Annotated in this window: 14 protein-coding genes and 2 pseudogenes; 4 read left to right on the top strand and 12 right to left on the bottom strand. The window is 60.1% G+C overall.

Annotated features, from left to right (window positions below):
- Nucleotides 1-5: 5 nt before the first annotated feature.
- The 11 genes and pseudogenes from pseH to L2D00_06520 form a co-directional block, all read right to left on the bottom strand.
- Nucleotides 6-548: a UDP-4-amino-4,6-dideoxy-N-acetyl-beta-L-altrosamine N-acetyltransferase gene (pseH, locus tag L2D00_06570; GenBank protein ID WBQ14341.1), complete on the bottom strand. Its 543-nt coding sequence runs from the start codon at nt 546-548 to the stop codon at nt 6-8.
- Complete coding sequence (pseG, locus tag L2D00_06565) at nt 545-1,660, bottom strand: UDP-2,4-diacetamido-2,4,6-trideoxy-beta-L-altropyranose hydrolase (protein WBQ14340.1); 1,116 nt, start codon at nt 1,658-1,660, stop codon at nt 545-547. The genes pseH and pseG overlap by 4 nt, the downstream gene beginning before the upstream one ends.
- Nucleotides 1,657-2,352, bottom strand: coding sequence for a pseudaminic acid cytidylyltransferase (pseF, locus tag L2D00_06560; GenBank protein ID WBQ14339.1), 696 nt, complete (start codon nt 2,350-2,352; stop codon nt 1,657-1,659). Before pseF ends, pseG begins: the two co-directional genes overlap by 4 nt.
- Complete coding sequence (gene pseC, locus L2D00_06555; protein ID WBQ14338.1) at nt 2,349-3,497, bottom strand: UDP-4-amino-4,6-dideoxy-N-acetyl-beta-L-altrosamine transaminase; 1,149 nt, start codon at nt 3,495-3,497, stop codon at nt 2,349-2,351. The genes pseF and pseC overlap by 4 nt, the downstream gene beginning before the upstream one ends.
- Nucleotides 3,497-4,507: a UDP-N-acetylglucosamine 4,6-dehydratase (inverting) gene (gene pseB, locus L2D00_06550; protein WBQ14337.1), complete on the bottom strand. Its 1,011-nt coding sequence runs from the start codon at nt 4,505-4,507 to the stop codon at nt 3,497-3,499. Before pseB ends, pseC begins: the two co-directional genes overlap by 1 nt.
- A gap of 118 nt (nt 4,508-4,625) precedes the next feature.
- Nucleotides 4,626-5,759 carry a glycosyltransferase gene (locus L2D00_06545; protein WBQ14336.1) on the bottom strand — a complete coding sequence of 378 codons (1,134 nt, stop codon included), beginning with the start codon at nt 5,757-5,759 and terminating at the stop codon, nt 4,626-4,628.
- Nucleotides 5,760-5,921: 162 nt separating this feature from the next.
- Nucleotides 5,922-6,077: pseudogene (locus L2D00_06540) on the bottom strand (UDP-N-acetyl-D-glucosamine dehydrogenase).
- A 46-nt stretch (nt 6,078-6,123) separates the two neighbouring features.
- Nucleotides 6,124-6,336, bottom strand: a pseudogene (locus L2D00_06535) (phosphoglucosamine mutase).
- A gap of 442 nt (nt 6,337-6,778) precedes the next feature.
- A complete protein-coding gene (locus L2D00_06530; GenBank protein ID WBQ14335.1) occupies nt 6,779-7,357 on the bottom strand; it encodes a hypothetical protein in 579 nt (192 codons plus the stop codon).
- Nucleotides 7,354-7,650 carry a hypothetical protein gene (locus L2D00_06525; GenBank protein ID WBQ14334.1) on the bottom strand — a complete coding sequence of 99 codons (297 nt, stop codon included), beginning with the start codon at nt 7,648-7,650 and terminating at the stop codon, nt 7,354-7,356. The genes L2D00_06530 and L2D00_06525 overlap by 4 nt, the downstream gene beginning before the upstream one ends.
- 41 nt (nt 7,651-7,691) lie before the next feature.
- Nucleotides 7,692-8,231, bottom strand: coding sequence for a sugar transferase (locus tag L2D00_06520; GenBank protein WBQ14333.1), 540 nt, complete (start codon nt 8,229-8,231; stop codon nt 7,692-7,694).
- Nucleotides 8,232-9,083: 852 nt separating this feature from the next.
- Here L2D00_06520 and galE point away from each other — a divergent pair.
- Nucleotides 9,084-10,073 (top strand): UDP-glucose 4-epimerase GalE, encoded by a 990-nt coding sequence (gene galE, locus L2D00_06515; GenBank protein ID WBQ14332.1) that lies wholly within the window; start codon nt 9,084-9,086, stop codon nt 10,071-10,073.
- A gap of 87 nt (nt 10,074-10,160) precedes the next feature.
- Here galE and L2D00_06510 read toward each other — a convergent pair whose 3' ends face one another.
- Nucleotides 10,161-11,645: an exopolysaccharide biosynthesis polyprenyl glycosylphosphotransferase gene (locus L2D00_06510; GenBank protein ID WBQ14331.1), complete on the bottom strand. Its 1,485-nt coding sequence runs from the start codon at nt 11,643-11,645 to the stop codon at nt 10,161-10,163.
- 322 nt (nt 11,646-11,967) lie between these two features.
- On the opposite strand from L2D00_06510, the gene L2D00_06505 reads away from it, so the two are divergent.
- From L2D00_06505 to L2D00_06495, 3 genes are all read left to right on the top strand, one after another.
- Nucleotides 11,968-12,954: a hypothetical protein gene (locus tag L2D00_06505; GenBank protein WBQ14330.1), complete on the top strand. Its 987-nt coding sequence runs from the start codon at nt 11,968-11,970 to the stop codon at nt 12,952-12,954.
- Nucleotides 12,955-13,117: 163 nt separating this feature from the next.
- Complete coding sequence (locus L2D00_06500) at nt 13,118-13,345, top strand: hypothetical protein (GenBank protein WBQ14329.1); 228 nt, start codon at nt 13,118-13,120, stop codon at nt 13,343-13,345.
- Nucleotides 13,346-13,518: 173 nt separating this feature from the next.
- Complete coding sequence (locus L2D00_06495) at nt 13,519-14,106, top strand: polysaccharide export protein (GenBank protein WBQ14328.1); 588 nt, start codon at nt 13,519-13,521, stop codon at nt 14,104-14,106.
- Nucleotides 14,107-14,132 lie beyond the last annotated feature (26 nt).

Below are 14,132 nucleotides of genomic sequence, written 5' to 3'. Positions count from 1 at the left end.
TTCCCTTAGCGATTTGACAGCTTTGCAAGGGCGGATTCGCGCGCCGCCGCCCAATCGTGGCTTAGCAGTGCCAGCCGGACGACATCCACGTAAGCATCGTCTATCTTGTGATGCATTCGAAAGACCCCTTCTTTTTGAAAGCCGAATTTTTTGTGGAGTCGTATTACACTTTCATTGAACGCAAGGACTTCACATGATAACTTTTTTAAGTATAGAGTTCTGAATACGTGCTCCAGCGCAAGGAGCTCCATGCGCGACCCGGTGCCCCTTGGTGCGCCCGGGCTGGCGTAGAACGCCCAGAAACAATTCTGATTGGTCCGGTCAATCTCCGTAAAGCCCACCACTCCGAGTGGCTCGCCGGCGTCTTCATACATGAAGTAGGCCTTGTCTTCGCGATCCTGTGTCCGCGACCACCATGCTTGGTGCTCTTCAACAGAGATTTCGTGCCGTGTGTACATCTTAGAAGAGATTTCCGGCGCGTTCCGCCAGGCGCGCATGAGCTCAAGATCATCCTTAACGATACGCCTTAGCTCCCCGAACTCGTTCATGACGCCGCCTTTGAATAGTCGGCAGAAGCCATCATCTGTGCTACAGCCCTCTGGGCCCCCTGCCCATCACACAGCTCCGAGCACGCGCGCGCCATCCGCGAGAGGTTCTCTGGCGCTCGGGCCCTTGCGAGTGCGGATTGTAGCCTCGATTTAAAATCAGTCGAATTCACCGGCCCGCAGTCGAACGCGGCTCCGGCTGCAGCCATTCGGGCCGCGATGCCAGCCTGATTCTCAGCGGTCTCTACTATAATGCTCGGCAGGCCGAGACAGCAGCGCTCCCATGTCGTGCTTCCACCAGCCCCGATCGCTAGGTCGGCAGAAGCCATGTGCGCAGCCATGTTGTCCGAGTCGACCACGACCTCGGACTGGAATGGGAGTGACCTCACCAAGGCGAGGACCCTATCGAGTGCAGGAGCCTTCGATCCCATGATCACCGTGATCTGCATGTCAGGCGGCAGAACCGCACCCCGGATCGCCTTCAACACAACCGAAGTAGCATCGGCCCGATCAACCCCGCCCATAGTGATATGCAGGTGACGTGGTCCAAGCCTCTTTGAACGCCGCGCTACGGCACTAGCGCGCAACTCGGCAAACTCAGGCCGGAGCAGAGCATAGCGCGGTCCGATCAGTCGTTTGCAGTCCTTCGGCACTAACCCGTCATAGTCAGCAGGAGCCCGGCCAAAATTCTGGTCAAGAATCAGGTCACAGTGATGGCTTCTGTCGGCGAGGTCGTCGATGACCATCAGCCTTGTGCCCGGGGCGCCCACAGCCTTCTGCCAGCGTGCATCGAACGCGTAGTGATCAAGTACGACAAAGTCGGCCGGATTAGTTGAAAGCGCATCGCGCGTCTCGGCGGCATCGTCGGCCCAGTCCACACCCGCCCAGTGTGCATGCGTGGGCGGGCCTTCGGGTCGAACTCCGCTCGCAGAGCGCAGCAGGCTCACTTCAAACCCCTCATCCTCGATCCGATCCGCGAGATGGCCGGGTAGCGCCCGAGTGACAAAGCGGCACGCCGCCCCCACCCCGCGCAAAGCGCGGCCCAGCGTTAGGCAGCGCATGACATGCCCGGTGCCGATATCCAACGAGGCGTCAGCGCGGAAGACGACGATCAAATCCCAACCCCTTCTTGGTGCAGCCCCCGCATCATCCGCTCGGCTCGCTGCCAATCCTCTTCGGTATCGATATCCTGCACCCTGTGTCGTGGCACCGCTACGCCTTGAGTGCCAGAATCAAATACCCAAGGCCTAGTTGCCCAACTTTTTGCGCGACCCCAGTAGAACTGCCCAGCATCGTGCCAGGCCTCTTCAAGGTCTTGCGATCGGGTTTGCATCTGTTCCGGATGCAACATCTCCACATTGCCCGATCGGCTACGGCGCAGTGCACGCTGAATTGGAAAAGGGAAGGTCGTCACGCTTAAAACGAATGGAGCGTCAGTTTCTTCGAGCCGAATTAGGCCTCGAGACAGATCGGCAGGAGCAACGAAAGGCGAGGTCGCGTAAAGACAGCAGACGGGCGTACGCGGCGGCACGCCAAGTCTGGCGATTGCGTCGGCGATGACGGGAACCGTGGGTGTGTAATCATCAGCCAGGTCCGCACTTCTCCGGAAAGGCACTTCGGCGCCGAAACGCTCGGCGACCTCCGCAATTTCATCATCATCCGTCGAGACAACGATGCGTTCGAAGAAGCCGCAATCAATGGAGGCAAGGATCGGCCATGCAATCATCGGCTTCCCCAAGAATTCTCGGATGTTCTTTCGAGGTATCCGCTTCGAACCGCCTCTTGCCGGGATCACACAAATACTCATGCAAGTGCCTTCGAGATGGCAGCCGAGACCTCAGCCTGCTCCGCGTCGGTAAGGCCAGCATGTAGTGGTATCGAAATAGCCCGGGAATAGTAATCCTCGGAAACTGGAAAATCACCCGGGACGAAACCGAGCGCCCGGTAGTATGGCTGAAGATGCACGGGGATATAGTGTAGGTTCACCCCGATGGCCGCTGCGCGCAGCGCTTCGAACACCGCGCGATGGCGAGCCGGGTCGTCGAGCCGGATAATATAGAGATGCCAAGACGAATCCGCCCCATGTTGCCGTCCAGGCCGACGGAGGGGCAAACCAGCAAGCGCGTCATCGTATGCATCGGCCAACGCACGACGGCGGGCAATGAAAGCGTCCAGCCGTTCAATCTGGCTCAGCCCGAGCGCGGCCTGCATCTCGGTCATGCGATAGTTCCAGCCGAGCTCTAGCTGCTGGTAATACCACGGCCCGTCGGAGACATGTGTCATTAACTCCGCCTGACGAGTAATGCCATGGCTGCGCAGCAGCTCCATCCGCCCGGCAAGGCTCGCATCGTTCGTCAGCGCCATACCGCCCTCTGCGGTGGTGATAATCTTGACGGGGTGGAAGCTGAACACGGTGATATCAGAATGCGTGCAACTGCCCACCGGCCTGCCAAGGTAAGCTGCGCCGATGGAGTGGCTGGCATCCTCGATAATGCGTACCCCGTGTGCGCGAGCAAGATCGGCGATACGCGCCATATCCGGAGACTGGCCGCACATATGGACCGCAACGATCACCTTAGGCAAACGGCCCGCTCGGGCCGCGGCGATAAGTTTTTTCTCCAATGCATCGGGGCAAATGTTAAATGTATCGGGGTCAATATCGATAAAATCGATCTCCGCTCCGCAATAACGACCACAATTAGCGGAGGCAACGAATGTGATCGGGGAGGTCCAAAGAAGATCGCCGGGGCCGAGACCGAGGGCCAGGCATGCTATGTGCAGAGCCGAGGTTGCCGAATTTACCGCGAGCCCACGATGTGCGCCAACGCGCTCAGCAACCGCGGCCTCAAACCGTGGCAAGACTGGGCCCTGGGTCAGAAAATCTGATCGCAGAACCGTCGTAACAGCTGCGATGTCGTCAGCGCTGATGATGTGTCGGCCATATGGGATCATCAAATCGCTCCGATTTTGGCTTGATGCGCAGCCACCCAACTAGCGAGCTCTGAAGCGCTCATCCATTCCGAATTGAGATCGCTTGTATAGACAAAGTTCTCGGCCACCTTGCGCCCATTCCTTATGCGAGAGGGATCGTCGGCCCACTTGTTGATTGCGGGCAATATTTTGAAGTGCGAATCATATTCATAGGTGTAAGGCGCGTCTTCAATTCCGATCATCTGCTCGTGAAGCTTCTCGCCTGGTCGGATACCGATGATCTCATGGCGGGCTTCCGGGGCCAAGACCCGCGCGATATCCACCACCTTCATCGAAGGAATTTTTTTTACGTAGATCTCACCCCCAATCATGTCATGGAAGGCATGTTGAACCAGCCCAACGCCCTCTTCCAACGAGATCATAAAACGGGTCATGCGATCATCGGTAATCGGCAGGACACCTTGATCTGCGATCGATAAAAAGAAGGGAATAACCGAGCCTCGTGACCCCATCACATTACCGTAACGCACCACTGAAAACCGAGTACCATGCTCTCCAGCGTAGGCGTTTCCGGACACGAAAAGCTTGTCGGCGGCCAGTTTAGAAGCTCCGTATAGGTTGATTGGGCTTGACGCCTTATCTGTGGACAGCGCAACAACACGCTTCACGCCCTTGTCTATGGCGGAATCGATAACATTCATCGCGCCGTTAACGTTGGTCTTTATGCACTCAAATGGGTTATACTCTGCCGTAGGCACGATTTTCGTCGCTGCCGCGTGGACGACGTAATCCACGCCATCGAAGGCGCGAGAGAGACGGTCACGATCGCGCACGTCCCCGATAAAAAATCGCACCCGGGGATCATCACCGTAAAGCTTAGCCATTTCCCACTGCTTCATTTCATCGCGGGAAAAAATGATTAGTTTTTTCAGCTTAGCATTGGAAAGAGCGGCGGGGACGAATGCATGCCCGAATGATCCGGTCCCCCCCGTCAGCAGCACCGTTGAATAATCGAACAAACTATCACTCATTGCTTTGTTCTCCATTTTAGACTTTTTAGTCCCCTACCGAACAGCAGCCGGATTGATCACTCTCATTTTACGCCCCTCGCAATAAAATCTAAGAGGTTGCTCGTCGCTCAACATATTGCTAGCCGAGCAATGAATTCTCGAGCGATAGGTCAAGCCCGGCTGCCTTGAGGTTCTGACCTACACCGGCGATGAAATTTTTCTCGCTGAATTTTTGCGCATGCAAGGCAATAAGCTTTGGTTCGAGCCGCTCCATTCCGGCTACCTCGAAAGACTGGATCGCTTCGATCAGTCCGTCCACGCTTTGGTCCTCGAAGAGCAGTCCTGTTTCGCCGTCCAACACTGTATCAAGTGCCCCACCCCGCTTATAGGCAATAACCGGCCGGCCCGAAGCTTGCACCTCGACCGGTATGATGCCGAAATCTTCCTCGCCGGGGAACACAAGCGCTTTGCAGCGGCGCATATGGTCTTTTAGTACTTCAAACGTAACCTTGCCGAGAAAGATAACATTCGCCTTTGCTCGCTGCTTTAGCCTCTCACCCCAGCCATCCGCGCCACCAATCACAACCAGGGGCTTTCCAAGTTGGTTGAACGCCTCAATAGCAAGGTCCGGGCGCTTATAGGACCTTAGCTCCCCCGCCATCAGGTAGAAATCCCCTCGCTCCTTTTCGGAAACGGGACTGAAATCATCTACTGCGACCGGGGGATGGACTACGGCGGAGTCACGACGCCAGTACTTCTCGATCCGCTTGGCAACGTGGTTAGAGTTGGCGACGAACCGATCGACCCGCGCCGCGCTCGTGACATCCCACTGGCGCAGGCTGGAGCCGAACAGATCCATTGCAAGGCGCGGCGCAAACCCGGCTCCTTCACGGTAAATATGCTGCTGGTCCCAAAGATAGCGCATCGGCGAGTGGCAGTAACAAATGTGAACCGTGTCAGGTGGCACGATCACGCCCTTGGCCGGCCCGGCCTCACTGGAAATCACGAGGTCGTAGTCGCTGAGATCCAGCCTCTCGAGCGCACCCGGCATCAGAGGAAGATAGGCTTGATAACGGCTACGGGCGAAAGGAAGTTTGGCGATCCCGGTCTCGAAAACTTGGTGGCGTCGGATGGTCTCGCTGACAGCTTTCGGATTGTATACATGGGTAAAGATGTCGGCATCCGGAAACATGCGGCAAAGCGCTTCGATGACTTTTTCTCCGCCGCGCATTCCGACAAGCCAGTAGTGGATAAGTGCTACCCGCATGTGCATTCTTTGACCTTCTTAAGGCGCTTGATTGGGGGGGGACTCAACGCGAGCGGGTTCGCGATGGCAGCTTCACGCCCGATAACGCTCACTGTTAATCAAACTGACCCGTCCAGCCCGGTCCCAAACCACCCCATTTCCCCCGCACGCCCGATAAGGCCTCCCATCAAGCGGTACGCTCGATAGGTCGAATTTGTGCTCGCGCATCTTCGGAAATACGGGAACGTGTGGGTCACTGTAGCAAGGATCGCCGCCGGCGTCGCGGATCAGCTCCATGATTTCCACAGCCGGGCTTTCGCGCATGTCCTCCACTCTCCTTGTATAGATTGTGCGAGGCAATGATCATCACGCCGAGATCCGCGCGCAGCGAGCGTGTCAGCGTGGCCACCGCAGGGGTCGGCACCAGACCTACAATCGACACATCCATGCCCGAGCTGGTGAAGCCGGCGGTCAGTGCGTTTTCCAGCATGTATCCCGACAGGCGGGTATCCTTGCCGACCACCACCGAATGGCGCCCGCCATTGGACCGGCGGAAATAGCGCGACGCCGCCATCTCCAGGTGCAGCGCCGTCTCGGCCGTCATGGGAAAGCTGTTGGTCTCGCCGCGCACGCCGTCCGTGCCTAAATAGCGCTTGGGTTTGGGGTGCTCAGCATACTCTGGCTTGATGACAGGCGTCTTGACGGCGCGCCTTGCTCTGGCGCCGGTCTGGGTCCGTGTGATGTCTGTCCCGGCATTCATGTGTTTGATCGAGCTTTGGCTAGGATCGGCATGACAGCTGTCGTGCGCCCGTTTTGCCTGCACCAAGGCGAGGGTGTTCAGGCACGCTACCGCCATCAGGGTGAAACATGCCTCACCCGGCCTGGTCTGCCTGTTGGCGCGCTTGCGGGTCTGTCCCGCGCCGCGCGGCCTGTGTCAGAGCGCCTTGTCGAGGCACCCTGTCCAAACGTTTTGTCGATGCGCCCTTGATGATCCACCAGAGCGCCATCCGCAACCCGTGACACGGGCCGCGGCGTCATTATTCACCTTACCGTCGCAGACCTGTCACCAGTATGTCGCGTCTCCTGCGATGAGCATCGCCTGTTGTCGTCACGTCTCTGGCGTCGAGTTCCACGCGCACGCCCTGGTTCATGAACTCCAGTAGCACGCGCACGCGATCTGGACCGGGCAGAGCCTCGATCACGGCGAGGCGTTCTTCGAAGGGCCCCGCCGTAATGCGCACATCATCGCCAACAGCCAGGTCCGCCCCAAAGGAGACATAACCTTCCTCATCGCCGGCCGCGATGAACGCCTCTACTAGCCCGTCCGGCGCTGCGACCGGCGCGACGCCCGCCTTCACGATCCGCAGCACGCCGACCGTCCCGTCTATGGGCCGCCAGCGCTGGCGGCTCATATCGAGCGCAACGAACACGTATCCCGGGAAGAATGCCGCGCGCACCGTGGTGATCCTGCGGGCGTGGCGCAAGGTTTTGCGCGTCCAGGGCGTGAATGCGCGGTAGTCCTGTCGTTCGAGATGATCCATGGCGAGGCGCTCGCGCCCGGTCTGGGTGTTGACCAGATACCAGCGCGCAGCGTCGGCGCGGTCTTCGCAGTCAAGGGCGCTCATGACCGCGCCTCATGGCCGCGAGGGGCTGGCCAGCGCCGCAGAGCGCGCTGCGTATGAAACACGCCGCGATGAAGCGTGTCGTGAACCAGATGAGCAAGCGCCTCACGGCTCGTGTCGCGGGCGGGGGTGCCATATGTACCGGGGCTAAGGCAGCCCGTGCGCGCGCAACGCCGGGCCATCACCACGTCAGATTCATGCCAGGCACCCGCCAGCCAAGGGGCCAGATCGGTCACCGGCGGCTCGCTGCCGTTTGGCTCGGGATGAAAATACTGGGACAAAATAAAGACGGACATGGTCAGGGGCGCGCTTTCTCGTTTGCCTACCGGATTGGCAGTCAGCTTGCGCCCCGGCTCAGCACCACGGCAGGCACGGTTTTAAGAATGATCCAGATATCGCCCAGAACGGTCCAGTGCGCGGCGTAGTGCGCGTCCAGGCGAACGCGCGCCTCATAAGGCACATCATTGCGCCCGCTGACCTGCCAGAGGCCGGTCACGCCAGGTTTGACAGATGTGTAGGCTTCGAAAAGATCAGCGTAGCGAACCACCTCTTCGGCCACGATCGGACGGGGGCCAACCACCGACATTTCGCCCTTCAGGATGTTGATCAATTGGGGCAGCTCGTCGAGGCTGGATTTGCGCAAAAAGCGTCCTAGCGCGGTGATGCGAGGGTCGCGGCTCAGCTTCTGGTCTTTTGCCCATTCTGCGGCTGCTTCAGGATCGGTGTTCAGAAGATCGCTCAGGCGCTGCTCTGCATCAACGACCATCGTGCGGAATTTCAAACATTTGAACCAGCGCCCGCCTTTGCCAATGCGGGTGTGGGCAAACACAGCCGGGCCGCCATCGTGGAGACGTATAGCCAAGCTGATCGCCAGCATGACGGGGCTCAAAAAAATGAGCCCCCCCAAGGCAGCGCATACGTCCAGCGAACGTTTGGCAGCCCTCTGCACCCAACCGTGCCGCGTCACCGACACGGTATCGCTGACCAAAGTCGCACCAAACCCCGAACCATCCATGAAATGCCCCCCGCCATTCCTCAACTCAAACCGCGGCATGCTGCGGCGCAACACGAGCCGCAATCAAAACTTCAATCGCACAAATATTTTGGCTCTGAAGCGTCCCCCTTGGACCAGCGTCTCGTGCCCGCAAGACGTGTACGTCCAACCGCCCATATGGCTTAGAGAAAAGCCGAAGCGGGCGAAAATTGCAAGCAATAATTTGTTAACCAATTATTCTTTTTGGGCGATTTTTGCCTCACCGAACTCGTTTACCGCTCGTATTCAATTGAGAAATTGGAGGCTTACAGGGGTGCCACACTGCTTAGTGGTGAATGATTTTATAACTAGGGGTGACCCTGGTTGGCCCCCGCAGGCGTGCTCATTGGGCGCTAATCAGCAGGGGCTCTGTGTATATGAGCTCCTTGGCTAGTGACGTGACCTGGGTGAACGAGTCCGCACTTGCAGCATTTTGAAAGCCGCGTTGCGCGGCATCTTGCTTCCTGTTGTGGGCAGTCGGACTTCTTATGCCTGAAGGGCTGCGCAATAGAAGCAGATCGCGCTGTGGTGGAGTGTGATCATCGCCTGCGCCCATGGCTTAAGCAGCCTCGCTGAAAGACTGGTAGCGAACCAAACGAGAAATATACGTTCTACCCACGAAACAGCGATTGCATTGGCCCGGCAAGCACGCATAGAAAGCGCGTCAGAACCAGTACGAAGCGAGTGGGGCAGATCGTGGCAAAAATTCTGGTTGTCGGGGGCGCAGGCTATATTGGCTCGCATTTCTGCAAGGCGCTGGCGGCGCGCGGCGACACCCCGATTGTGTTTGACAATCTGTCTGCGGGACATGCCCACGCTGTGCAATGGGGGCCTCTGGTCACCGGCGATATTCGCGATGGCGTTGCGCTTGATCGTGCCTTCGCCGATCACCAACCCGATGCGGTCATGCATTTTGCCGCCCACATCGAGGTAGGTGAGGGCGAGCGTGCGCCCCTGGCATTCTGGGACAACAATGTCGCCGGCGTGGTCAGCCTTCTCAAAGCCATGGACCGAGGCGGTGTCGCAACGCTGGTCTTCTCGTCGACCTGCGCCGTGTATGGCGAGCCCGAGCGCGTGCCGATCAGTGAGGATGAACCGCGCACGCCCGTCAGTGTTTACGGGCGCACCAAAAAGGCGGTGGAAGACCTTCTGGCTGATACAGCGAAAACGGGCCGTTTGCGGTATGCGAGCCTGCGCTATTTCAATGCCTGCGGGGCCAGCCCGGACGGGGAGATCGGCGAGCAGCATGATCCTGAGACCCATCTCATTCCCAATGCGCTGAAAGCGGCTGCGGGGTTGGGTCCAGCCATGAAGCTTTTTGGCGATGATTATCCAACCCCGGACGGCACCTGCATACGCGACTATGTCCATGTGATGGATCTGGCCGATGCCCATCTCAAGGCGTTGGATCTGCTGCTGGCGGGTCGGGAGTCCTTTGCTTGCAACATCGGTACAGGAAACGGCCTATCGGTGCGCGAGATCCTTGATGCGGTCGAAAAAGTCACCGGCAGGGCCGTTCCCTTTACCCTTGCCCCGCGACGGTCCGGCGACGCAGTGCGTCTGGTGGCTGATACCTCCCGGGCGTCCGAATTGCTGGCGTTCACCCCGGTCTGCTCCAGCGCCGAGCAGATCATCGCCGACGCCTGGCGCTTCCATGCCCCGCAATGGGGTGGCGCGATCCAATAGTGGGCTGGGCCCGGCAGGGCGTTGCCTCGATAAGGTCCTGAGGCCAAGGCCGCGTACAGCAAGCCCAGTCATCTAGGGTGCAGCAGGCTAGCCGCCGCGTGCGAAGATCACTTCGCGCACGGTGCGCACCAGAATGACGCAATCGCGCCAGAGCGACCAGTTGCGCACATACCAGGCGTCCAGGCGCGCGCGTTCGGCAAATGTGGTCTGGTTGCGGCCGTTGGTCTGCCACAGGCCGGTCAGGCCGGGGCGCATGCGGGCATAGGCAGTCATATAGTCGCCGTAGGCGCTAATCTGGGACAGCGTCATCGGCCGCGGCCCGACCAGGCTCATATCGCCCCGCAAGACGTTGATCAGCTGGGGCAGTTCATCCAGATTGGTCTTGCGGATCAGCCAGCCCACCGGCGTGATGCGCGGATCGCGGCGCAGTTTCTGGAAGGCGTGCCACTCCGACGCGATGGCCGGATTATCGCGGATCAGTTTGTCCAGGCGCGCCTCTGCGTCCAGCTGCATGGACCGGAATTTCAGGCAGTCAAAACTCCGCCCGCCGCGGCCGACGCGCCTCTGGCGGAACAGGGCCGGCCCACCATCGGCGCGTACAACCAGCGTCACGGCACCCAAAACCGGCAGCAAAAACAGCAACAGCCCCGCCGATGCGGCCACGTCGAACACACGCTTGGCGATCTTGGCTGCAGGGCGTGCCAGAGGGTCGCGCACATCGATGAAGGACACGTCCTCCAGCGGATAGTTGAGCACCTCGGCCTGGGTGGGCAGGGGACCGATCCGGGGTGCCAGCAGGAAGGGCACGCCCTCCAGGACGAGGGCGCGGATCACGTCGTGCTGATCGTGCTCATCGGGCGCGGGCGCATAGACCACGCCTCTGCCCGAGATGGCGGCGCGCCGCATCACGTCGATCAGGCGCGCCTTGTCCATGTCGTCGGTCGCAATCGCGCTGTCCACGTGGACGCCCAGCGCGTCGTGCCTGGCGATCACCTCGCGCACCGCGTCCGATCGGGCCGCTGCGGTGAACAGAACGGCCGGGCTGGTCCACAGTCCGGCCGATCTGAGCGCCTGACGCGCGGCCAGGCGCGCGCCCGCCAGCGCGGGTGCCAGAATGAGCCAGTGTGTGGCGGTCAGCACGCGTGAGCCGACTTCGATCGTGGCAAACTGAATGGCACCCGCGCCCAGCATTGCCAACGCGCAGCCCGTCAGGATCGACGGCAGCTGATCGCTCAGCGCCTCGCGGCGGTGGTAGTGACCCTTGGAGCGCAGCCAGACCAGCATGATCAGGCTGAACGCGCCCACGATCGCGAAATGCACGCTGAGGCCTGCCGGATAGTCGGACAGGGCAGGATAACCGGCCGCGGCGCGCAGGACATCGGTCAGCACATAGGCCGCCGCCGCAGCGATCGCGAATGCCGCCACGTCCGCCCACAGCAGGGCGGCCGACTTGATCGACTGAAGGCTTGCCGATTTAAGCTGGCCCTGGAGCTGGTCCTGGTGTTGGCCCTGGTGTTGGCCGAGCGGCCTGGCTGTTGTGCCAGCGGCGGTGCCTGCCTCGATGCCCTGCATGATACCCTGCTCCAGATAGACGCATTGTGCGTGCGTTGAGGGCAGGCGATGCAAGGCCCATTCCAGATGAAGCGGGTGGCTGAAGGGGCCGGGGCGAAGGCCGCACCAAAGCCCGGTCCGAGGCCTGTGTAAGGGGTGCCCGCGACGTTTAACGCGCGATTGAGCTTAAAGTGATCCGGGTCCGGTCGACGTCAGTTGGCAAGATGGTCATCCGCTCAAAGCAGCTTGATGACCGGCGCGCGCCTGATGCCTGCATTTTGCCAGATGGATATTGATCCAAAGACGAAAATCTTTGACGATGAGGGTAGGGGGGACATCGTCAATGACAGATCGTATTGAGGACCCGGGCCAGCGTCCGGGAGAGCGCACGTTCGAGCAGGGTGAAGGCCACTCGAAAACCCAGTTCGAGCAGTTTTCCAGCGCCGTAAGAAACGTTTTTCCGGAGCAATTTGACGGCGATGTCAGCGTTCGGTGCACGTACAAGTCGTTCAACAGGATCAAGGATCTGGCAAGGCTGCGGACCAGTCTGCAAGGATTGGCCATCTTGTCGCTGGTGACCGGGCTCATTTCCGGCGTCGCGCAGCTCGGCCTCAACTGGCTTGGCGTGTTGAGTGCTGTGCAGATCGCGCTCACCGCATGGAGCGTCGCTGCGCCGGCCGTTGGCCTTGCTTCCCTGGGGTGGGTTGAGTTCTCTTTGACGCGGCAGATACGTGCCGAGTACCAGCGCGTCGAGCAAGCGATCACCCAATCGCTGACCCATCGCACGCTCTATTTCGGGTCGGCGCAGTATTCCATAGCACTGGGCGATGAAGGCCTTGCCATCAAATCCAATCGTCTGTCGTCCACAATATATTACTGGGCGGTCGACATGGATCAATTCATCCAGGATAACAACCTGCCCGATATCGAGATTTTGCCTTTCCGCAATGCAAGGCTTGCTGATGTCAAGTCAGGCCTGGTTCAAGGAGAGCCGTTTGAGGCGTTCTTCAAGGCTATGGTGCTCTGGTTCAAGGAGGATGCATCCGGGCGCGAGCATCTGCGTGTGCCGCTGATCACGGAAAACAGCCTTTTGGATCCCAGTTTTGAGCCCTCAGATTCCAAGACCAAGACGAACAAGGCGGCTGAATATGTGGGGCCCACACGCCTTAAGTCAGAGACGCTGATCGTGCCGCTTTCACCTTTCAAGTCCAATCGCGACAGCGCCATCAACCCGCTTGAGTTCACGATCTGCCTCTATTTTGCGATCCGGCGCGCGCACATCGACCGGATCCAGATGCGCGTTTTGTCCAGGAGCGAGCTCGAGACGTAACCGCAAATCTGGGCCGGGCCGCGGCGCTGGGGCTGTCACCCAGGCGTAGCTGGGCGTCTGTCTGACAGCTCCACGCGCGATAACGCCGCTTGCCCCTCTGATTGCCCGTCTGGCCGTCTGGTTGCCCGTCTGACCGATGTGGCGCGCGGTTCTGGCACGCCGCTTGCTGCAGCCCAGGCTCAGTCCGGAGCAGAGCGGGGTGCTGGCCGTGAACCATCAGCGCGTCATGATCGTGTCGGCCGTCTTGATGGCGAGCGGGCTCAGCCTGGTGCAGCTGGCTGCACTCGAGCTGTTTATCGGCGAGGCGGGGCGCGTGGATCACGCCATTATCGTGGCCGGCGCTGCGATCACGCTTGTCGGGGCGTGGCTCGGCATGAACCGTCACAGATGAGCGGGCCGGGCTTGCGCGCACTGTGCGTGAAGGCGTGTGCGTGAACACAATGGGCTAAGGCCGCGCCTGGGCGCGGTCGTGCCCGCGGTTTTGCTTGAAACGCAGGCGGGTCTCGATACAAAGTATTGTCCACGCACCGCACACAAGGCGGGATCGCACCAGGGGTTGACGTCATGAGAATACCGATATCGCAGTTTGCAGCGTTGATCGCGGGCGCGCTGGTTGTCAGCGGGTGCGGCGCAACCACGCCGGCCGCCGGCGAGGTCACCCTGACCACCGAGGCGCTCCAGGTCATGGGCGAGAATGTCTACACGCTCGGCGTGGGAGACCAGCTGCGTGTGTCGGTGTTCGGTGAGGAAGACCTGTCGGGCGAGTTCGTCATCGACGGTTCGGGCTCGGTGTCGATGCCGCTGGTGGGCGAGGTGCGCGCGCGCGGCCTGACGGTGCGCGAGTTCCGCACCGAGCTGGAAACAATCTTGCGCAATGGTTACCTCAACGATCCGCGCGTCAACGCCGAAGTGATCAATTTCCGGCCCTTCTTCATCATGGGTGAGGTCGAGAGCTCAGGCGAATATCCCTATTCGGATGGTCTGACCGTCATCAACGCCATTGCGCGCGCGGGCGGGTTCACCTACCGCGCCAACACCCGCGTGGTGTTCATCAAGCGCGCGGGTGCAAGTGAAGAGGTCGCCGTGCCGATGACGGCGACCCTCAGGGTCATGCCCGGCGACACCATTCGTGTGGGCGAGCGCTTCTTCTAGGCAGGTGCCGGGGAGCCCGGCTCGGT

The organism is Hyphomonadaceae bacterium BL14, assembly GCA_027627705.1.
Taxonomy (GTDB): Bacteria; Pseudomonadota; Alphaproteobacteria; order Caulobacterales; family Maricaulaceae; genus Oceanicaulis.
Note: the sequence above shows the minus strand (reverse complement) of the source record. Positions and strands in the feature narration are given on the sequence as shown.

Coding starts and splice junctions, on each gene's coding strand:
- pseH (WBQ14341.1), bottom strand. CDS start 548: ATGAACGAGTTCGGGGAGCTAAGGCGTATCGTTAAGGATGATCTTGAG.
- L2D00_06510 (WBQ14331.1), bottom strand. CDS start 11,645: ATGCAGGGCATCGAGGCAGGCACCGCCGCTGGCACAACAGCCAGGCCG.
- L2D00_06525 (WBQ14334.1), bottom strand. CDS start 7,650: ATGTCCGTCTTTATTTTGTCCCAGTATTTTCATCCCGAGCCAAACGGC.
- L2D00_06520 (WBQ14333.1), bottom strand. CDS start 8,231: ATGCTGGCGATCAGCTTGGCTATACGTCTCCACGATGGCGGCCCGGCT.
- L2D00_06530 (WBQ14335.1), bottom strand. CDS start 7,357: ATGAGCGCCCTTGACTGCGAAGACCGCGCCGACGCTGCGCGCTGGTAT.
- pseB (WBQ14337.1), bottom strand. CDS start 4,507: ATGAGTGATAGTTTGTTCGATTATTCAACGGTGCTGCTGACGGGGGGG.
- pseF (WBQ14339.1), bottom strand. CDS start 2,352: ATGAGTATTTGTGTGATCCCGGCAAGAGGCGGTTCGAAGCGGATACCT.
- L2D00_06495 (WBQ14328.1), top strand. CDS start 13,519: ATGAGAATACCGATATCGCAGTTTGCAGCGTTGATCGCGGGCGCGCTG.
- pseC (WBQ14338.1), bottom strand. CDS start 3,497: ATGATCCCATATGGCCGACACATCATCAGCGCTGACGACATCGCAGCT.
- L2D00_06505 (WBQ14330.1), top strand. CDS start 11,968: ATGACAGATCGTATTGAGGACCCGGGCCAGCGTCCGGGAGAGCGCACG.
- L2D00_06545 (WBQ14336.1), bottom strand. CDS start 5,759: ATGCACATGCGGGTAGCACTTATCCACTACTGGCTTGTCGGAATGCGC.